The sequence below is a fragment of the Streptomyces sp. NPDC029164 genome, assembly GCF_055563995.1.
This window is the reverse complement of sequence record NZ_JBVHWW010000049.1, coordinates 25,632-46,710: the sequence shown is the minus strand read 5'-3', so window position 1 is coordinate 46,710 and position 21,079 is coordinate 25,632. Positions and strand designations below refer to the sequence as shown.

The following is a 21,079-nucleotide window of genomic DNA, read 5'->3' as shown; positions in this document are numbered from 1 at the left end:
AACAACTCACCAACCCCGACTACTGGGTCCAACACCTCCGCCACACCGTCCGCTTCAACGACGGCATCCAGTACCTCCACAACCAGAACGTCACCACGTACCTGGAGCTCGGCCCGGACGGCGTGCTCACCGCCCTGACCCGTACGATCCTGGCCTCCGGGGAAGCGGAGACCCGGCAGCCGGTCACCGCGGCCCCACTGCTGCGCAAGGGCCGTCCCGAGGGCGGGACCCTCGCGGCCGCGCTGGCCCAGGCCTACGTCCGCGGCGCGGACATCGAGTGGGGCGGGTTCCTGCCCGGCGGCCGGGCCGTCGCCCTGCCCACGTACCCCTACCAGCGCGACAGCTACTGGCTGAGCGCTCCCGCCGCCCCTGCGGCGCCGAGGCCGGCCGGCGGGCACCCCCTGCTGGACCAGACGGTCGAACTCGCGGCGGGCCGGGGATGGTTGTTCACCGGCACCCTCGACGCGGACGCCGACCCGTGGCTGGCGGAGCACGCCATCCTGGGCCGGCCGCTGCTGCCGGGCGCGGCCGTCGCGGAGCTCGCCCTGTACGCGGCCCGGCGGGCGGGCGCGGCGCAGGTCGCCGAGCTCACCCTCGAACAGCCGCTGCCGCTGGACGAGCGCGTCACCGTCCAGCTGATGGTGGGCGCCCCCGGGGCCGACGGGACGCGCACCCTCGCGCTCCACTCGCGGCCCGAGGGGACGCCGGACGCGGCATGGGTCCGGCACGCCTCCGGGATGCTGGCCGACGGGGCTTCCGCGGCGCCGGGCGGCGCGGCCGAGGATGCGGCCGACCTGGCCGTCTGGCCGCCCGAGGGCGCCACCGAGATACCCGTCGGCGACCTCTACGCCCGCCTGGCCGAGCGCGGATACACGTACGGCCCCGCCTTCCAGGGCCTGCGGACCGTGTGGAGCCGCGGGAGCGACCTCTACGCGGAGGTGGTGCTCCCCGACAGCGCCACCGGACCGCAGGGGGACGGTTTCGGGCTGCACCCGGCCGCCCTGGACGCGGCCCTGCACACCGCCCTCGTCGGGGCCGGCGCCGGGGACCGGCTGCTGGTGCCCTTCGCGTGGAGCGGTCTGACCCTGCGGACGCCCGGCGCCACCGAACTGCTGGTCCGGATGCGGCGGGTGGCGGGCGACAGCTACTCGCTGCTGATCGCCGACCTGTCCGGTACCCCGGTGTTCACCGCCGACGCGCTCGCCGTGCGCGAGCTGCGGGCGGACCCGGCGGCCGCCGCCGGACCGGTGCACGGGGCCGCGCTGTTCGGCCTGCACTGGTCCCCGCTGCGCGCGGCCGCTCCCGTTCCGGCCGGCCCGTGGGCCGTCCTGGGCGAAGCGGACTCCGCCGTCGTGGATGCCGTACGCGCCGCCGGCGTGGCCGTCCGGGCCTACCCCGGCCTGGACGGGCTGCAGGAGGCCGTCGACGGGGGCGCCCCGGTGCCGTCCGTGGTCGTGGCCCCGGTGCCCGCCGTCCCGGCCGGGTCGGGCCGGGCGGTGCTCACGGCCCTGGCGCCGGCCCAGCGCTGGCTGGCCGACGAGCGGTTCGCGGACTCCCGGCTCGCCTTCCTCACCGAGGGCGCGGTCGCGGTGGCGGACACCGAGTACCCGGATCCCGCCCTGGCGGCGGTCTGGGGCCTGATCCGCTCCGCCCAGTCGGAGCAGCCCGGCCGGTACGCGCTCGTCGACACCGACGGGCGGCCCGAGTCCGTACCCGCTCTCGTGCCGGCCCTGGCCTCCCCGGAGCCTCAGCTCGCGGTGCGGGCCGGGCGGATCTCGGCGCCCGCCCTGCGCGGTCACCGGCCCGCCGTCACCGGTGAGGACGCCCCGGCGGTCTTCGGAGCGGACAGCCACGTCCTGGTCACCGGTGGTCTGGGCACGCTGGGCCGGCTGCTGGTCCGGCACCTGGTGGAGCACCACGGGGTGCGGCGGCTGCTGCTGACCGGCCGCCGCGGTGCGGCGACCCCGGGCGCGGCGGAGTTCACGGCCGAACTGGCCGCGCTGGGCGCCGAGGTGGCCGTGGCCGCCTGCGACACCGGCGACCGCGCCGCCGTGGCCGCGCTGCTGGCCTCCGTACCGGCCGGCCGGCCGCTGACCGCGGTGGTCCACGCCGCGGGCGTCACCGACGACTCCGTCCTCGCGGGACTCACCCCGGAGCGGATGGAAGGGGTGCTGCGGCCCAAGGCCGACGCCGCCCTCCACCTGCACGAGCTGACCCGGGACCTGGAGCTGTCGGCGTTCGTCCTCTTCTCCTCGCTCGCGGGCACCCTGGGCTCCGCGGGACAGGGCAACTACGCGGCGGCCAACGCCTTCCTGGACGCCCTGGCCCAGCGGCGCCGCGCCGCCGGGCTGCCGGCCCTGTCCCTGGTCTGGGGCCTGTGGGCGCAGGAGAGCACGCTGACCGGCGATCTCGGCGCGGCGGACCTGAAGCGCCTGGCCCGCTCCGGGATCGGGGCGCTGTCCGCCGAGGAGGGCCTGGCCCTGTTCGACGCGGGCGTGGAATCCGGCGCCGCGGTCCTGACGGCCGCCCACCTCGACCTGCGGACGGCGGATCCGGAGGCGGTCGCGGTCCTGCTACGGGGGCTGGCTCCGGCCCGCCGCGGCGGCGCGGGCACTGCTCCGGCGGCCCCGGACACGGCGGCCGGCCTGCGCGAGCGGCTGGCCCGGGCGCCCCGGCGCGAGCACCGTCACCTCCTGCTCGAGGCGGTACGGGTCGAGGTGGCGGCCGTACTGGGCCATGCGAGCCGGGACCGGGTGCCGGCCGACGGCCGGTTCCAGGACCTGGGCTTCGACTCCCTGACCGCGGTAGAGCTGCGCAACCGCCTGACGGCCGCCACCGGCGTCAAGCTGCCGCCCACGCTCATCTTCGACCACCCGACCCCGGGTGCCCTCGCGGACCGGCTGCGGGCCGCGCTCGTACCCGACGTCCCGGCGCAGGACACCCCCGAGGAAGCCGTGAACGGCGCCGCCGGCACCGGCCTGCCGGACGGCGGGAGCGCGCTCGACACGATGAGCGCCGACGACCTGGTCCGCCTGGCCCTGGGCGAGGGCTGACCCCCGCCCAGGGCCCTGGCCCCCGGACCCGGACCCGGTCCGGACCCCGACCCAGACACCAGACCCACACCCAGCCCCCCACGGGGCCCCCAACAGGGAAGTACGGAGAGAACAGGATGGCTTCCACAACCCAACAGCAGGTCGTCGAGGCGTTGCGGGCCGCGCTGAAGGAGAACGAGCGGCTCAAGGCCGACCACGCCCACCTCGTGGAACGCGAGCACGAGCCGATCGCGATCGTGGGCATGGCCTGCCGCTACCCGGGTGGCGTCCGTTCCCCTCAGGACCTGTGGCGACTGGCCACCGACGAGGTGGACGCCGTCGGGCCGTTCCCCGCCGACCGCGGCTGGGACCTGGCGGGCCTGTACGACCCCGACCCGGACCGGCCGCACACCTCGTACGCCCGGGAGGGCGGATTCCTCTACGAGGCCGCGCAGTTCGACGCCGGGTTCTTCGGGGTCTCGCCGCGCGAGGCGCACAGCATCGACCCGCAGCAGCGCCTGCTGCTGGAGACGGCGTGGGAGGCCTTCGAGCACGCGGGCATCGACCCGGCCGCGCTGCGGGGCAGCCGCACGGGCGTGTTCGTCGGCACCATGTACGCCGACTACATGAACCGGTTCTCCCCCGCCCCGGAGGAGTACGAGGGCTTCCTGAGCGTCGGCGGCGCCGGCAGCGTTGCCTCCGGACGGCTGTCCTACACCTTCGGGCTGGAGGGCCCCGCCCTCACCGTCGACACGGCCTGCTCCTCCTCCCTCGTGGCGCTCCACCTGGCCTGTGCCTCGCTGCGGCGCGGCGAGTCCACGATGGCGCTGGTCGGCGGTGCCACGGTGATGGCGACGCCGATGCCGTTCGTGGAGTTCAGCCGGCAGCGCGGGCTGGCCGCCGACGGCCGCTGCAAGGCCTTCTCGGCCGCCGCGGACGGCACCGGCTGGGCCGAGGGCGCCGGTCTGCTGCTGGTCGAGCGGCTCTCCGACGCCCGCCGCAACGGGCACCGCGTCCTGGCGGTGGTCCGTGGTTCGGCCGTCAACCAGGACGGCGCGAGCAACGGGCTGACCGCCCCCAGCGGCCCCGCGCAGGAACAGCTGATCCGCCAGGCCCTGGCCGCCGCCGGGCTCACCGCCGCCGACGTCGACGCGGTGGAGGCGCACGGGACGGGCACCTCGCTGGGCGACCCGATCGAGGCGCAGGCGCTGCTGGCCACCTACGGCAGCGGGCGGCCGGCGGACCGGCCGCTCCACCTGGGCTCCCTGAAGTCGAACATCGGGCACACCCAGGCCGCGGCCGGGGTCGGCGGCGTCATCAAGATGGCGATGGCGCTGCGCGAGGGGGTGCTGCCGCGCACCCTGCACGTGGACGAGGCCACCCCGCACGTGGACTGGTCGAGCGGCGCGGTCTCCCTGCTGACCGAGACGATCCCGTGGCCCGGGCAGGGCGACCGGCCGCGCCGGGCCGCGGTGTCCTCCTTCGGCATCAGCGGCACCAACGCGCACGTGATCCTGGAGCAGGCGCCCGCGCCCGAGCCGGAGCCGGCCGCCGCCGCCGGGAAGCCGGCCGCGCTGCCGGCCGTACCGGTGGTGCTGTCGGCGGCCGGTGAGCCCGCGCTGCGCGCGCAGGCCGACCGGCTGTACCGGCACCTGACCGAGGCGGACGGTGACGCGCTGGCGGACGTGGGCTTCTCCCTGGCCACCACCCGCGGTCACCTCCCGCACCGGGCGGTGCTGCTCTCCGAGGACCGCGACGAACTGCTCGACGGGCTGCGCGCGCTGGCCGACGGGGTGCCGGGGCCGGACGTGGTCCGTGCGACGGCCGCCGAGGGCCGCACCGCCTTCCTCTTCGCCGGTCAGGGCTCCCAGCGCGCCCGGATGGGCCAGGAACTGTACGAGACCTTCCCGGTGTTCGCGGCGGCCTTCGACGAGGTGTGCGCCGCCCTGGATCCGCACCTGGACCGGCCCCTGCGGGACGTGGTCCTCGCGGCCGAGGACAGTCCCGAGGGCGGGCTGCTGAACCGGACGCGGTACACGCAGCCGGCGCTCTTCGCCTTCGAGGTGGCCCTGTTCCGGCTCCTGGAGTCGTGGGGCATCCGGCCCGACGCCGTCCTCGGGCACTCCGTGGGCGCCCTCGCGGCCGTCCACACCTCGGGCGCCCTCTCGCTGGCGGACGCCGCCGAGCTGGCGGCCGTACGCGGCCGGATCATGCAGCAACTGCCGTCGGGCGGGGCGATGGTGGCCCTGCGCGCCTCCGAGGAGCAGGCGACGGCCCTGCTCGCGGGGCACGAGGAGGCCGTCTCCCTCGCGGCCGTCAACGGCCCGGCCGCCACGGTGCTCTCGGGTGACCGGGAGGCCCTGGCCGCCGTGGTCGCGGACTTCGAGGCGGCCGGCGGGAAGGCCACCTGGCTGCGCGTCAGCCACGCCTTCCACTCGCCGCTGATGGACCCGGCGTTGGCCGAACTGCGGGCCGTGGCCGCCCGCCTGGACTTCCACGAGCCGCAGCTCTCCTTCGTCTCGGACCTGACGGGCCGGCCCGTGGGCGGGGAGGAGCTCGCCGACCCCGAGTACTGGGTGCGGCACGCGCGCCGCGCCGTCCGCTTCCAGGACGGCGTGGGCGCCCTCGCGGAGCTGGGCTGCACCCGCTTCGTGGAGGTGGGGCCGGGCACCGACCTCACCTCGATGGCCGCCGACTGCCTGGAGGAGGCGGACCGGGGCCGCTCCGCCGCCCGCACGCTGATCCCCTCGCTGCGGCGGCGCCTGCCGGAGGTGACCGCGCTGCTCACGGCGGTCGCGCGGATGCACGCCTGCGGCGGTGACGTCGACTGGGCCGCCGTGTTCGCGGGCCGCGGGGCGCGCCGGGTGGAGCTGCCCACGTACGCCTTCCAGCACCGGCCGTACTGGATCGACCAGCCGGCCGGGACCGGGGACGTGAGCTCCGCCGGACTCTCCGCCGTCGGCCACCCGCTGCTGACGGCCGCCGCCGAACTGCCCGACAGCGGCGGTCTGCTGCTGACCGGCCGGCTCTCCCTGGCCCGCCACCCGTGGCTGGCCGACCACCGTGTCGGCGGCCGGGTGCTGCTGCCGGGCACCGCGCTGCTGGACCTGGTGACGTGCGCCGCCCGCGAGGCAGGCTGTGGCCTGGTCGAGGAACTCGTCCTGGAGGCGCCGCTGGTGGTGCCGGAGGACGGGGAGGTCCGGCTGCGGGTGTCCCTGGCCGCCGCGGACGGCTCCGGCAGCCGGGCCGTCTCCGTCCACTCCCGTCCCGAGGACGACGCCGACGGGCAGGGCTGGTCCCGCAACGCCCAGGGCTCGGTCCTCCCCGACGGCTCCGGCCCGGCGCCGGAGCGGGTCGCCGGCCTGGCCGCGCAATGGCCGCCACGGGGCGCCGAGCAGGTCTCCGTACCCGTGGCCGAGCTCTACGCCGCGCTCGGCGCCAAGGGCCTGGCCTACGGGCCCGTCTTCCGCGGCGTGCGCGCCGTGTGGCGGCGCGGGCGGGAGGTCTTCGCCGAGGTGGCGCTCCCCGGTGAACGGCCCGGCGCCGACGCCTTCGGGCTGCACCCGGCGCTGCTCGACGCGGCCCTGCACCCGATCGCGCTCGGCGGCCTGATCGACGAGGGCGAGGGCGCCGGCGCCGACGAGCGGACCTTCCTGCCGTACGCCTGGTCCGGCGTCCGCACGTACGGCCCCGCGGGCGCGGTCCTGCGGGTCCGGCTCGCCCCGTCCGGTACGAACGCGGTGAGCATCGACGTCGCGGACGGCTCGGGCCGGGCGGTCGCCTCGATCGGCTCGCTGGCCCTGCTTCCGCTCCCGGCGGGGGCGGCGAACGCCCCGGCCGCACCGCGTGACGGCCTGCTGCTGCCGACGTGGGAGGAGCTGGCCGAACTGCCGCCCGCCCCCGCGACACACCGCTGGACGCTCCTCGGTGCGTACGGCGCCGACGGCTCCGGCGACGGCTCCGAACCGGTCCTCGGCGCGGCCCTGTCCGGCCTGCCGGCCCTGACCGACGCGCTCTCCGCCGGCGCCGGGGCCCCCGCGCTGCTCGTCCTGCCCTGCCCGCCCTCCGCGGGCGGCGGCGCCCCGGACTCCGGAACCGGGGCGGCCGTACGCACGGCCCTGCACCGGGTCCTCGACGCGGTACGGCTCCTGGCGCAGGACGAGCGGCTGGCCGGCACACGCCTGGCGGTCCTCACCCGGGGCGCCGTCACCCTGGGCGGCGAACAGCACCCCGGGGACCCGGCCCACCGTGCGGTGTGGGGTCTGCTGCGCTCCGCGCAGGCCGAGCACCCCGACCGGTTCACGGTCCTCGACGAGGACGGCACGCCCGCCTCCCGGCGGGCCGTGGCGGCCGCGCTCGCCACGGGTGAGCCGCAGCTCGCCCTGCGCGGCGGCACCGCCTACCGTCCCTCGCTCGCCGAGCAGGACGCGGACACGGCCCTCCGGCCGCCCGCCGACACCCCGCACTGGCACCTCGACTACGTGGCCAAGGGGACCTTCGCGAACCTCGCCCTCAAGCCCTGGCCGGAGGCGGCCGCCCCGCTGGAGGAGGGGCAGGTTCGGATCCGGATGCGGGTCGCCGGCCTGAACTTCCGCGACGTCCTGCTCTCCCTCGGGGTGATCCCGCCGTCCGTGGACGGGCACGCGGGCGGTTCGGGGCAGGGCGGCGAGGGTGCGGGCACCGTCCTCGAAGTGGGGCCCGGAGTCACCGACCTGCGGCCCGGCGACCGGGTGATGGGCCTCTTCTACGGCATCGGCCCGACCTCGGTCACCGACCGCCGGTTCGTGTGCCGGATCCCGGAGGGCTGGTCCTTCCGGCAGGCCGCTGCGGTTCCCGTCACCTACCTGACGGCCTACTACGGCCTGGTGGACCTGGCCGGACTGCGCGCGGGCGAATCGGTGCTCGTGCACGCGGGCGCCGGCGGCGTCGGCACGGCGGCGATCCAGATCGCCCGCCACCTCGGCGCCGAGGTGTACTCCACGGCGAGCCCCGCCAAGTGGGACGCGCTGCGAGCCGCGGGGGTCCCGGACGGGCGCATCGCCTCCTCCCGCACCCTGGACTTCGAGCGGGCCTTCCTCGGTGCCACCGGGGGCGACGGCGTCGACGTGGTGCTCAACTCCCTCGCCGGGGAGTTCGCGGACGCCTCGCTGCGGCTGCTGCCGCGCGGCGGACGGTTCCTGGAGATGGGCAAGACCGACCGGCGCGACGCCGCCGAGGTGGCCGGCGCGCACCCCGGGGTGACGTACCGGACGTACGACGTCCGCGACCCCGGTCCGGACCGGATCCAGGAGATCTTCACCGACCTCCTCGGGCTGTTCGAGCGGGGCGCGCTCCAGGCACCGCCGGTGGCGGCCTGGGACCTGCGCCGGGCACCGGACGCGTTCCGCTACCTGAGCGAGGCCCGGCACATCGGCAAGGTGGTGCTGGACCTGGCCGACGGGAACGAGCGCTGGGACACCGCCCGGGCCGTCCTGATCACCGGCGGTCTGGGCTGGCTGGGCCGGCTCGCGGCCCGCCACCTGGTGGCGGAGCACGGGATACGGCAGTTGGTCCTGATGGGCCGCGGGCTGCCCGGCGAGGACGCGGCCCGGGACATCGCCGAGCTGCGCGCCCTGGGCGCGGACGTCCGTACGGTGCCCTGTGACGCGGCCGACCGGGCCGCGCTGGCCGCGGCCCTCGGCGGGCTGGCCGGTGACGGCGTCCGCATCGGCGGGGTCGTGCACGCGGCGGGGGTGCTGGACGACGGCCTGCTCACCTCGATGACCGCCGAGAGCCTGGAGCGGACCCTGCGTCCGAAGGTGGACGCGGCGCTCCACCTGCACGAGCTCACCGAGCCGCTCGGCCTCGACGCGTTCGTCGTCTTCTCCTCCCTCGCGGGAACGCTCAGCTCTCCGGGGCAGGCCGGCTACGCGGCGGGCAACGCGTTCCTCGACGGACTGATGGAGTACCGGCGTTCGGTCGGCCGCCCCGGCGTCTCCGTCGTGTGGGGTCTGTGGGAGGGGGCCGGCGGCATGGGCGCCGGTCTCACCGACGCGGACGTCGCCCGCATGGCGCGGGTGGGCGTGGCTCCGCTCACCTCGGAGCTCGGGCTGGAGCTGCTGGACGCCGCGGTGCGCCGCGACCGTCCGGTGGCGGTCGCGGCGCGCTGGAACCTCGACGGGCTGCGGGCCCGGATCGCGGAGGGCGCGGCGGTGCCGGCCCTGCTGCGGAGCCTGGTGCCCGCCCCGGCGAGCGGCGCGGGGGCGCGGTCCGCGCCCGGGGCCGCGGCGGGGGCGGCGGTCGCCGAGTCCTCGCTGACCGGCGACCGGCTGCTGGACTCCGTGCTCCAGGAGGTCGCGGCCGTCCTGGGGCACGCCTCCGGTGCGGCGGTGGACCGGGACGGGGCCTTCGAGCGGCTGGGCTTCGACTCGCTCACGGCGGTGGAGCTGCGCAACCGGCTCGCCGTCGCCACGGGCATCAAGCTGCCCGCGACGTTCATCTACGACTGGCCGACGCCGGCCGAACTGGTGGTCCACCTGCGGGAACAGCTCCCGGAGGCGGCCGCCGAACCGGCCGTGGAAGCCACCGTCGCGCCGGCGGCCGAGCCGGCCGTGGGCGCGGCTGCCGCGGCGGACACGGCGGACACGGCCGGCAACGGCGCCGGCGTCACCGTGGCGCTGCTCGCCGACCTCGCCCGGCTGGAGGCCGCGGTCGCCGACCGGCCGCTGAGCGAGGCGCAGAGCGCCGTGGTCAGCGAGCGGCTGCGCGAGCTGCTGACCGAACTGGGTTCTATGAAGGAGGATCACTCCGCGTGGGCATGACCAACACCCCGACGGCCGCGCCGGCTCCGCCGGCCGGCCGGGCCACCCGGCCGACCCGGCCCGCGAGCGGGCCCGTCGACCCCTCCCGGTGGATCCGTACCTACCACGCCCGGCCGGCCGCGACCGCCCGCCTCGTGTGCTTCCCGCACGCGGGCGGGGCCGCGAACGCCTTCGTGGCGCTGTCGGCCGCGCTGCCCGAGGACATCGAGCTGCTCGCCGTCCAGTACCCCGGCCGCCAGGACCGGCGCGGCGAACCCTGCGCCGAGGACATCGGCGAGCTCGCCGCGGGCGTGGCCGAGGCCCTCGCCTCCCGCTCCGATCTGCCGGTGTTCCTCCTCGGTCACAGCATGGGGGCCCTCGTGGCCTTCGAGACGGCCCGGCTCCTGGAGGAACGCGGCACCGTCGCCCGGCTGTTCGTCTCGGCGGCCCGGCCCCCGGCGCAGGACTGGGAGGAGCCCGACCTGACCGGCGTCGGCGACGAGGAGCTGGTCGCCGGGCTGCGGCGGCTCGGCGGGATCCCCGAACCGCTGCTGCGGGACCCGGAGATCGTCGGCGAGGTGCTGCGCCTGCTGCGCGCCGACCACCGGGCCCTGCTGCGCTACCGCTGCGCCGGCGGGGCCGCCGTGACGGCCCCGCTCACCGTGCTCCTGGCGGCGTCCGACCCGAAGAACTCCCTGGAGCAGATGGCCGGCTGGGCCCGGCACGGCAGGAACGGGCACACCCTCGTGACGCTGTCCGGCGGGCACTTCTCGCTCGTCGAACGGCCCGGGGAGACCGGGCCGCTGCTCTCCCACTGCGTCCGCGAGGACCTGGCCCGGCTAGCCGCGGCGCCCCGGGCCGCGGAGCCGGACGCGCCCGCCGCTCCGGCCGAGGAGCCCCTCGCCGACCTCGTACGGGAGATCCTGCTGGGCGGCCTCGAAGGCCGCACCCCGGCGCTGCCGACCGACCCGGCCGCGCTGGAGGCCGCGGCCCGCGCGGTGATGTCCCCCGAGGGCTTCGCGTACGTGGCGGGCACCGCCGGCTCCGGGGCGACCGGCCGGGCCAACCGCGCGGCCTTCGACCGCCACCGGCTGGTGCCGCGGATGCTGTGCGGCATCCGCCGGACCGACACCTCGGTTACCCTGTTCGGGCAGCGGCTGCCCGTACCGGTCCTGCTGGCACCGCTGGCCGCGCAGCAAGTGGCGCACCCCGAGGGCGAGTCGGCCACGGCGCGGGCCGCCGCGGCGGCCGGGGTGCCGCTGGTGCTGTCGACCTTCGCCTCCCGCACGCTGGAGGAGGTGGCCGAGCTGGCGGGTGACCACCCGCGCTGGTTCCAGCTGTACCTGCCCTCGGACCGGGCGGTGGGCGAGTCGCTGGTGCGACGCGCCGAGGCCGCCGGCTACACGGCCATCGTGGTCACGGTCGACGCCACCCACCTGGGCTTCCGCCCGGCCGAACTCGACATCGGCTACTCGCCGTTCCTGCGCGGGACGGGCATCGCGAACTTCACGGGCGACCCCGCGTTCCTGGCCGGGCTGCCGGCCGGGGCGGACGCCACCGCGGCCGTGCTGCGCTGGGCGCAGATCTCCACCGACCCGACCCTCACCTGGGCGGACCTGGCCTGGCTGCGCGGGCTGACCCGGCTGCCGCTGCTCGTCAAGGGCGTCCTGCATCCGGATGACGCCCGGCTGGCGCTGGAGCACGGCGCGGACGGCGTGGTCGTCTCCACGCACGGCGGCCGCCAGCTCGACGGCAGCGTGTCCGCCCTGGACGCGCTGCCCGGGGTGCGCGCGGCCGTCGGCCCGGACGTACCGGTGCTGATGGACTCCGGGATCCGGACCGGCAGTGACGTGGTCAAGGCCCTGGCCCTGGGCGCGGACGCCGTCCTCTACGGCAGGCCGTACGTGTACGGGCTCGGGCTCGGCGGCCGGGGCGGCGTCGAGCACGTGCTGCGCTGTCTGCTGACGGACCTCGGCCTGGCCCTGGCCCTCACCGGCTGCGCCGGCCTCGCGGACGTCGGGCCGCACCTGCTCGCGAGCACCACCTCGGACACCCCCGGGGCCCACGGGCCCGCGGAGAACGGAGATCGGCGATGAAGCGACCCCACGGCTCCGGCTCGGACCCCACGGGCTGGCTGCGCAGTTACCACCGGGCGCCGGCCGGCGCGCCGACGCTGGTCGTCTTCCCGCACGCGGGCGGCTCGGCGACGGGCTACCACGGCCTGTCGGCGGCCCTGTCCGACAGCGCCGAGGTGCTCAACGTGCAGTACCCGGGCCGCCAGGACCGGCTGGGCGAGCGCTGCCTGGAGGACATCGGGGAGATGGCCGACGAGGTGGTCGAGGCCCTGCTCCCCCGTGCGCACCGGCCGCTCGCCCTGTTCGGCCACAGCCTGGGCTCGATCGTCGCGTACGAGGTGGCCCTGCGGCTGGAGCGCCTGCACCCGGACCGCGCGCCGATCGGCGTGATCGTCTCGGGCCGGCCGGCGGCCGCCATCCACCTGAGCCGGGGCCTGTCCCTCATGGCGGACGAGGACCTCGCCTCGTCCATCTTCGACCTGGCCGGCACCCCGCCGGAGCTGCTGGCCGACAAGGACCTGATGGCGACGGTACTGCCCTCCCTGCGGGCCGATTTCAAGGCCGCGGAGAGCTACCGGGGCGCCGTGGGCACCCGGCTCGCCTGCCCCCTGCACGCGTACTCCGGGGCGCAGGACTTCAACGTGCCGCGCGAGGGACTGCTGCGGTGGAGCGAGCACACGGCGGCCGCCTTCACGGCGCGGTTCTTCGAGGGCGGCCACTTCTACCTGCAGTCCTCCGAGCACGAGGTGGTGCGGGCGATCGCGGACGACCTCCGCGTCTTCGCCGCCGCCTCGCTGGTGGGCAGCGGCCGCTGACCCGGCGGCCCGCTCACCACGGCGAAGGCCCTCCCGGTCAACCGATCGGGAGGGCCTTCGCCGTGTGTACGGGGGGCTAGGCGGCGCGTTCGCCGGTGAGGCGGACCTTCAGGGTGGCGTGTCCGTTGGCGAAGTTGGAGAAGAGCCGGGTGGGTGGGGCGAGCAGCTCGATGTCGGCCACCCGCGTGCGCAGCGACTCCAGCATGGAGATCATGTGGACGCGGCCCAGGTAGGCGCCGAGGCAGAAGTGCGGTCCGTGGCCGAAGCTGACGTGCTTGTTGGGGGTGCGCCCCAGGTCGAAGGTGTAGGGGTCGGCGAAGGCGTCCTCGTCGAAGTTGGCCGAGCTGTTCCACAGGGTGACGATCTCACCGGCCTTGACGACGTGGTCGCGGATCGGGATGTCCACCAGGGCGTGCCGGCCGAAGTGCATGGTCGGGGTGGTCCAGCGCATGACCTCCTCGGTGGCGCTCTCCAGGGTGACCTCCGCGTTCTTCAGCCGGCGCCACTGGTCCTCGTACTGGCTGAAGGCGTGGACGATGCCGGAGGCGGTGGCCCGGCTGGACTCGTCGCCGCCCAGGATCAGGCTGTACGCGTTGTAGATGATCTCCTCCTCGCTGAGCGGCTCGCCGTCGATCGTGGCGGTGGCCAGCGTGCTGAGGACGTCCTCGCCGGGATTGCGGCGGCGCTCGGCCATCAGTCCGGAGATGTAGAGCACGATCTCGTTGCGCGCCATCAGCGAGACCTCCTCGCCGTCGTCGGCGCTGTACCGGGAGAGGGTCTGGGCGTTCCAGTCCACGAGCTGCTCGCGGTCCTCGGCGGGGATGCCCATGAGGTCGCCGATGCTGTGGATGGGGATCCGGTCGGCGACCGCGGTGACGAAGTCCACCTCGCCGGCCTCGACGGCCTCGGAGATCAGCTGGTCGGTGAGTTGCTGGACGTTCTGCACGACCGGGGCCAGGACGCGCGGCGAGAAGGACTTCATCATCAGGTTGCGGATCTCGCGGTGGCGCGGGCCGTCGGTGACGGCGAGCATCTTGCCCGCGGCGGAGTCCTCGCCGAGCAGCAGGGTGCTGAGCACGTTGCCCTGCTCGGAGGTGTACCGCTTGTTGTCGCGGTAGGCGGTCATGATGTCGTCGTACTTGGTGAGGACCCAGAATCCGGGCTTGCCGTCCCGTGCCGGGTGCCAGAACACCGGGTTGTGCGCGCGGAAGGGCCGCCACAGCTGGTGCGGGTCGTTGTCCTCGAAGGTCTGCGGGTCGGTGAGGTCGTAGGCGGCCGGATCGGCCAGGTCCGCCGGGTCCGCGAGCTCGGCCGCCGGCAGGGTGGGGGCAGTCATGGGCGTGTCTCCTCCGGGGCCGCGGACCCGGAGGTCCGCGGCACGGTAAGGGTCGGCTGTGGAGGGGGGCGGGGGCGGGGGCCTCAGGCGGCTTCCGCCACCACCGCGGTGGTGGCGAGTTCGGCGATGGTCTGCTTGCGGAACACGTCCTTGGCGGAGATCACCAGCCCGGCCTTCTTCGCCCGGGCGACGACCCTGATGCCGAGGATGGAGTCCCCGCCCAGCTCGTAGAAGTTGTCGGTGACTCCGACGGCCGGGATGCCGAGCACGTCGGACCAGATCTGGGCGAGCAGCCGCTCGGTGCCCGTACGGGGCTCCTGGGCGCCCGCGGGGGCGGCGGCGTGCTCCGGGGCGGGCAGGGCCTTGCGGTCGACCTTGCCGCTCGGGGTGAGCGGGAACTGTTCCAGGCACACGACGGCGGACGGCACCATGTGGACGGGCAGCCGGGCGGAGACGAACTCCCGCAGCTCTGCCGGCTGCGGGTGGTGTCCCGCGGCGGCGGGGGTCACGTAGCCGACGAGGCGCTTGTGCTCGCCGTCGGCCAGGGCCAGGACCAGCGCCACCCCGACCTGGGGGTGCTGCTGGAGGACGAGTTCGATCTCGCCGGGCTCGATGCGGTAGCCGCGGACCTTGACCTGGTGGTCGGCCCGGCCCACGTACTCGATGACTCCCGCGCTGGTCCAGCGCACCAGGTCGCCGGTGCGGTACATGCGGTGGTCCGGGGCCTCGCCGTGCGGGTTGTCCAGGAAGCGGTCGGCGGTCAGCTCGGGCCGGTTGAGGTAGCCCTGGGCGACGCCCGGACCGGCGATGAACAGTTCGCCGGCCACCCCGATCGGCGCCGGCCGCAGCCGCTCGTCGAGCACGTACGCGGTGGTGTTGGCGACGGCGCGGCCGATCGGGACGGGCATGTTCCCGTCCGCCTCGCGGATGAGGTGCCAGGTGCCGAGGACGGCGGTCTCGGTGGGCCCGTAGAGGTTCACGAGCCGCTGCGGCGGCGCGGCCGCCAGTACCTCGGCCACGCGCACGGAGTTGGCCGCCTCGCCGCCGAAGAGCACGTGGCGCAGCGCCCCGAAGGCGTACGGGTCGGCGGCGACGATCTGGTTGAAGACGGCGGTCGTGACGAACAGCGTCGTGACGCCGCCCCGGCGCAGTGCGGCGGTCAGCTCGGCCGGGTCGAGCAGCGTGTCCTTGTCGATGACGGCCATCCGGCTGCCCGCCAGCAGGGGGCCCCAGATCTCGAGGGTGGCCGCGTCGAAGGTGACGTCCGAGCCCTGGGCCATGACGTCGTCCGGGCCCAGCGACACCCAGTCGGCGTTGCGGAACAGCCGGACGACGGAGCGGTGGCCGATGACGGCGCCCTTGGGCGTGCCCGTGGAGCCCGATGTGTACATGATGTACGCGGGGTCGTCGGCGGTGACCCGGACGTCCGGGGCAGCGGCCGGCTGGGCGGCGACCGCCTCGTCCTGCTCGTCCAGGGAGATCATCCGCGTGCCGGCGGACGGCAGTTTGCCGGTGAGCCAGGACTCGGTGAGGCACAGCGGCACTTCGGCGTCGGAGAGCATGAAGCTCAGCCGGTCCCCGGGATAGTCGGGGTTCAGCGGCAGGTAGGCACAGCCGGCCTTCAGGACGCCGAGCAGCGCGGTGACGAGCTCGGGTCCGCGGGGCAGGCAGACGGCGATGAACGTGCCGGGCCGGACCCCGTCGGCGACGAGCAGGTTGGCCAGCCGGTTCGCGCGGGCGTCCAGTTCGGCGTAGGTCAGCGTCTCCAGGCCGGCGCTGACGGCGATCGCGTCGGGGCGCAGGCGCGCCTGTTCGGCGACGAGCTCGTGGACGCAGCTGTCAGCGGGGAACTCGGCGCGGTTGACGGCCCATTCGGTGGTGAGGAGGCGCAGCTCCTCCTCGTCGGCGAGCGGCAGCTCCTCCACGGCGGTGTCCGGGTCGGCCGCGGCGGCGTCGAGCAGCACCGACAGGTGGCGGGCCAGCACTTCCACGGTGACCGCGTCGAAGAGGGCGCCGTCGTACTCCATCGTGCCGGCCAGGTCGCCCGTGCCGGTCTCGGCGAACTCCACGGTGATGTCGTACGCGGCGGGCACACCGGGCGCGGGGAAGGCCCGTACGTCAAGTCCCGGCGCCTGTACGGGCCCGGCCGCCTCGGCGGTGTCGCGCAGCACCACCATCACCTGGACGGCGGGGGTGTCGCCGGCGTCCTTGCCCTCGCCGAGGGCGGTGCGGACCTGGTCGAAGGGCACGTCCTGGTGGGCGGCGGCCTCGGCGAGGGTGGCACAGGTCCGCGCCAGCAGCTCGGTGAACGGCGCCTCGGCGCGTACGTGGGCGCGCAGCAGGAGGGGGTTGTCGAAGGCGCCGACCAGGCCGTCGAGCACCGGCTGGGGGCGGCCGTCCGCGAGGGTGCCCAGGGCCAGGTCCTCCTGGCCGGTGTGCCGGGAGAACAGCACCTGGCAGGCGGCGAAGAGGCCGGCGAACAGGGTGCCGCCGTGCGCCTCGGCGGCCGCGGCGAGGCCCTTGACGGTCCCGGCGGGTATCCGGAACCCGTGGTGGGCGGCGGCCGCGCCGCGGGCCCGGGAGCGGGGCCGGTCGGTGGGCAGCCGCAGGGCGGGCAGGCCGGCGAGGTGGCCGCGCCAGTGCTCCAGCTGCGCGGCGAGGTCGGTCTCGGTGACGCGTGCGCGCTGTTCGGCCGCGTACTGCGCGTACCGGACCGGGAGTTCGGGCAGCCGGGCGGGCCTGGCGGAGACGGCCGCCGCGTACAGCTCGGTGAGCTCCGCGATGACGAGCGTCCGGGAGCGGGTGTCCACGGCGATGCGGTGGGCGTTCAGCACCAGCACGTGCTCGTCGGCGCCGAGGCGGACCAGGAGGGAGCGCAGCAGCGGGCCGGAGGCGAGGTCGTACGGCCTGGCGGCCAGTTCCGCGATGCGGGCGTCGAGCCGGCGGGTGCGCTCCGGTGCGGGCAGCGCCGTCAGGTCGGCGGATTCCAGCTCCAGCGGCCCGGCCGGCCAGACCTTCTGCACGGGCCGGCCGCCGGCCTCGGTGAAGGTGGTGCGCAGGGGCTCGTGGCGGGCCGCCAGGAGCCGCAGGGCCCCGGTGAGTTCGGTGCGGTCGAGGGTGCCGGTCAGCCGCAGCGCGATGACCGGGTGCTGACCGTACGCCCCCTCCCGGCGGTGTCCGGACCGGATGAGCTCCTGCCCGAAGGTGAGCGGCAGCCGGTCGTTCCCGGTCGTCCCGTCGGTCATCCCTTCGTTCCTTTCATGTCCATCTCTTCCATCAGGTCGAGCAGTTCGGGGGTGACGAATTCGTCGATCGGGCAGACACCGGACAGCGTCGAGAAGTACCGGTTCGTCAGTTCACCGCTGGTGGCGATGGCGCGCAGCAGGTCCAGGTGGTGGGCGGGCGGGTCCAGCCGGGCCGTCTTGAGCGTGGCCCGGTATTCGGGCGTGAGCGCCTCCATCCGCTGCTCGGCGTAGGTGTCGAGGGCGGTCCGCAGCCGCTCGGGGTCGTGCAGGCCGTCGCCGATGCAGTCCGCGAGCAGCTGGGCCTGGTAGAAGCCGTCGGTGATCCCGCGAGCGGTGATCGAGTCCTTGTGGTGGGCGGCGTCGCCGACGAGCACCCAGCCGGGGCCGGCGGCCTGCCGGAAGAAGTTGCGCTGGTCGCCGGTACCGTAGACGCGCTCCAGCCGGGCCCCGTCCGCCATTTCCTGGCGCAGTTCGGGGGCCGTCTTCTCCACGTTCGTGAGCAGGGCGCCCAGCGCGTCGCCGCGCACGCTGTGGAACTGGTCCTGGGGGAGGTAGCCGGCGACGAGCGTCGCCCCGTCGTTGGTGGGTACGGTGCCGACCCAGTGCCCGGGGGTGTCGTACAGCCTGAATCCGGGCCGCAGGCCGGACCAGTAGGAGTAGTAGGCGCACGTCGAGGTCGGGTCCTCGACGACGAGCGGGGCGCCGGCCTTCGCGGCGACGGTGGAGCGCATGCCGTCGGCGCCGACGACGAGGGTGGCCCGCTCGACGGTGCCGGTGGAGCCGAGCCGGACCCCGACGACGCGGTCGCCGTCGAAGACGAGGTCGCTGACCGAGCAGTTCTCGCGGAATTCGACGCCCGCGTCGACGGCGCCCTGCGCGAGGATCGGGTCGAGGAGGTAGCGGCGGGGCGCGTAGGCGGCGCGCTGCCCGTCGGCCGCCCAGGAGCAGCCGTCGAGCCGGATGTCGCCGTGGGTGTAGCGAACGTTGTCGAGGGCGGGGGCGCCGGTGGCCACGACCGCGGGCAGCAGGCCCCACCGGGCGAGGGAGGCGACACCGGGCTGGTGGATGTAGAGCGTGGAGAGGGTGTCCTTGGGGAAGGTGCCGCGCTCGACCATGAGCACCCGGTAGCCGGCGCGCGCGAGCAGCATCGCGGCCGGAGCCCCGGCGCACCGAGCGCCGACCACAATCGCGTCGTAGTGGGTCAAAAGATGCTCCTTGTCCTGCGCCGGCCCCGGTGGCGGGCGTTACGGGGATGCGGGGGGGGCGGGTACGGGGCCGGCGGCCCGGACCGGTCGGTCCGGGCCGCCGGCCGGCTAGTTCACCCGGATCGGCAGCTTCCAGACCCCGGTGAACTCCGGGGAGGTGAGGAAGGTCGGCTTGTCGTCCGGGTCCACCCGCAGCTTGGGGAAGCGGTCGAACAGGATGTTCATGGCGATCCGCCCCTCCAGCCGCGCGAGCGGGGCGCCGAGGCAGAAGTGGATGCCCCGGCCGAAGCCGATCTGCGGGTTGGGGGTGCGGGCCGGGTCGAAGACGTCCGGGTTCTCGAACACCCGGGCGTCCCGGTTGGCGGCCGAGAACCAGACCTCCAGCACATCGCCCTCGGGCACCTTCACCCCGGCGATCTCCACGTCGCGGGTGGTGACCCGGTAGCCCGCGGCGAGCGGGCTCAGGTAGCGCAGCGACTCCTCCAGCAGGGTCGGCACCAGCGACCGGTCCGCCCGCACCCGTTCGTCGACGTCCGGGAAGGCGTCCAGGCACAGGATGGTGTTGCCCAGCAGCATCGTCGTGGTGATGTGGCCGGCCGAGATCAGCAGATTGGCGAAGTTGACGATCTGCCGGTCGGTGAGCCGCTCCCCGTCGACCTCCGCCTCGACGAGCCGGGACAGCAGGTCCTCCTGCGGTTCGGCGCGCCGCCGGGTGACGAGGTCGAGGATGTAGAAGCCCATCGCCATGGCCGCTTCGGCCTGGGTGTCGAGGGACTCCTCCTGCGCCTGGTCGCCCTGGTGCGTGGTGAGCTGGGTGCTCGCCATGAGCGACTGGTCGGCCCATTCCTTGAGGAGCTCCCGGTCCTCGCGGGGGATGCCGAGCATGTCGCAGATGACGATCACCGGCAGCGGGTAGGCCAGTGCCTCCGCGAGGTCGAAGGTGTCGCCCTTGACCTCGTCGAGCAGCTCGTGGGTGAGCGCGGTGATGCGCGATTCGAGCTCGGCCACCATCTTCAGGGTGAAGGTGCGCCCCACCAGCTTGCGCAGTTTCTGGTGCTCCGGCGGGTCGGCCTGGGTCAGGTTCCCGTCGAAGGCGACGGCCGCCTGTTCCGGGCTGACGTAGCGGGCGGCCACCTCGGAGGAGTACGTGGCGGGGTCGCTGAGGATCTCGAGCGTCTCCGGGTACCCGTAGACGTGCCACATCCCGACCTCGGGGTCGTACTCGATCGGCGCCTCGGGCTGGATCCCGCGCAGCCAGAAGTGCCGTGGATGCATCTCCCACTTGGCGAGGGGGCTGGTCGTACCGGTCATCGGGGGTCTCCTTCGGTGGCCCGGTCACGGGCCGCACAGTGGCGCCTCATCGGACGAGGAGCGGGAGCTCCGAGGTCGAGATGACGTGGGGCAGCGGCAGGAAGGCCGGCGGGTTGTCCGGGTCCGTCCGCATCTTCGGGAAGCGGTCCAGCAGGATGTCCGTCGCGATCCGGCCCTCCATCCGGGCCAGCGGGGCACCGAGGCAGAAGTGGATGCCCCGGCCGAAGCCGATGTGCGGATTGGGGTCGCGGTACGGGTCGAACAGGTGCGGGCGGGTGAACTGGCGCTCGTCCCGGTTGGCCGCCGACAGCGAGATGGCGACCAGCTGCCCCGGGTGCACCGTGACGCCGGCGAGTTCGCCCTCGGCGACGCAGGCCTTGTAGGCCGTCGCGATCGGGCTCAGGTAGCGCAGCGACTCCTCGATCAGACCGGGGGTGAGGTCCGGGTTCCCGCGGACGGCGGCCAGGTGCTCCGGGAAGGCGTCCAGGCACAGGAGGGTGTTGCCGAGCAGCGCGCTGGTGGTGGCGTGGCCGACGACGAGCAGCTCGTTGGCGAAGTTCACCACCGCGTTGTCGCTCAGCCGCTCCCCGTCGACCTCCGCCTCGACCAGCTTGGTCAGCAGGTCCTCGCGCGGCTTGAGCCGGCGCTCGGCGGCGTGCTCGCGCAGGTACTGGAACATCTCCGGGACCACGCGCATGGCGGCCTGGGCGTCGACGTCCTCGTCCAGGTCGCGGTCGCCGGAGGTGAGGGCGACCGCGCTGTGGGCCATCCGGTCGACCCACGTCTTGAACAGGTCGCGGTCGCTCTGCGGTACGCCGAGCAGCTCGGAGATGACGATGATCGGCATCGGGTAGGCCAGGTCGTCGACCATCTCGATGCTGTCCTGGTCGGACACCTGGTCGAGCAGTTCGTGGGTGATCTCGACCATCCGCGGCTCCAGGGCCGCGACCATCCCGCGGGTGAACGCCTTGCTGATGATCTTGCGCAGCTTGGTGTGGTCCGGCGGGTCGGACTGCAGCAGGGTGCCGTCACTGAACTCGGGGTCGATCTCCACGTCGCCCGCGATCAGTTCGGCCACGTCACTGGAGTACGTCCCCGGATTGCCGACGACCTCCAGCACCTCCTTGTACCCGTACACGTTGACGATGCCGTAGTCGTTGACCTCGACCGGGTGCTCGGGCTTGTGACCGCGCAGCCAGAAGAACTCCGGATTGATGCCCATGCGGTCGACGAAGGCCGCCGCTTCCTTCGCGTCCGCGCCGGCGGATGTCCCGGTCATGG

At 75.0% G+C, this 21,079-nt stretch carries 8 protein-coding genes and 1 pseudogene; 4 read left to right on the top strand and 5 right to left on the bottom strand.

The genetic code is table 11. The features are described from left to right. Window positions 1–122: 122 nt before the first annotated feature. The 4 genes and pseudogenes from ACZ4VT_RS33935 to ACZ4VT_RS33920 all read left to right on the top strand — a co-directional run. Window positions 123–2,324, top strand: a pseudogene (locus ACZ4VT_RS33935) (type I polyketide synthase); the annotation flags it as partial. Window positions 2,325–2,377: 53 nt separating this feature from the next. Continuing rightward, window positions 2,378–9,832: a type I polyketide synthase gene (locus tag ACZ4VT_RS33930; RefSeq protein ID WP_467955243.1), complete on the top strand. Its 7,455-nt coding sequence runs from the start codon at window positions 2,378–2,380 to the stop codon at window positions 9,830–9,832. Next, a complete protein-coding gene (locus ACZ4VT_RS33925) occupies window positions 9,829–11,907 on the top strand; it encodes an alpha-hydroxy-acid oxidizing protein (protein ID WP_467955244.1) in 2,079 nt (692 codons plus the stop codon). The genes ACZ4VT_RS33930 and ACZ4VT_RS33925 overlap by 4 nt, the downstream gene beginning before the upstream one ends. Then, the gene (locus ACZ4VT_RS33920) at window positions 11,904–12,701 is read left to right on the top strand and encodes a thioesterase II family protein (protein ID WP_467955242.1); all 798 of its coding nucleotides are present in this window, start codon (window positions 11,904–11,906) and stop codon (window positions 12,699–12,701) included. The genes ACZ4VT_RS33925 and ACZ4VT_RS33920 overlap by 4 nt, the downstream gene beginning before the upstream one ends. 76 nt (window positions 12,702–12,777) lie before the next feature. Here ACZ4VT_RS33920 and ACZ4VT_RS33915 read toward each other — a convergent pair whose 3' ends face one another. The 5 genes from ACZ4VT_RS33915 to ACZ4VT_RS33895 form a co-directional block, all read right to left on the bottom strand. Then, complete coding sequence (locus tag ACZ4VT_RS33915) at window positions 12,778–14,037, bottom strand: cytochrome P450 (RefSeq protein ID WP_467955241.1); 1,260 nt, start codon at window positions 14,035–14,037, stop codon at window positions 12,778–12,780. A gap of 83 nt (window positions 14,038–14,120) precedes the next feature. Continuing rightward, window positions 14,121–17,282 carry a non-ribosomal peptide synthetase gene (locus ACZ4VT_RS33910; protein ID WP_467955240.1) on the bottom strand — a complete coding sequence of 1,054 codons (3,162 nt, stop codon included), beginning with the start codon at window positions 17,280–17,282 and terminating at the stop codon, window positions 14,121–14,123. Then, the gene (locus ACZ4VT_RS33905) at window positions 17,279–18,487 is read right to left on the bottom strand and encodes an NAD(P)/FAD-dependent oxidoreductase (protein WP_467955239.1); all 1,209 of its coding nucleotides are present in this window, start codon (window positions 18,485–18,487) and stop codon (window positions 17,279–17,281) included. Before ACZ4VT_RS33905 ends, ACZ4VT_RS33910 begins: the two co-directional genes overlap by 4 nt. A gap of 108 nt (window positions 18,488–18,595) precedes the next feature. Continuing rightward, window positions 18,596–19,798 carry a cytochrome P450 gene (locus ACZ4VT_RS33900; protein WP_467955238.1) on the bottom strand — a complete coding sequence of 401 codons (1,203 nt, stop codon included), beginning with the start codon at window positions 19,796–19,798 and terminating at the stop codon, window positions 18,596–18,598. A gap of 46 nt (window positions 19,799–19,844) precedes the next feature. Next, window positions 19,845–21,077 carry a cytochrome P450 gene (locus ACZ4VT_RS33895; protein WP_467955237.1) on the bottom strand — a complete coding sequence of 411 codons (1,233 nt, stop codon included), beginning with the start codon at window positions 21,075–21,077 and terminating at the stop codon, window positions 19,845–19,847. Window positions 21,078–21,079: the final 2 nt, after the last annotated feature.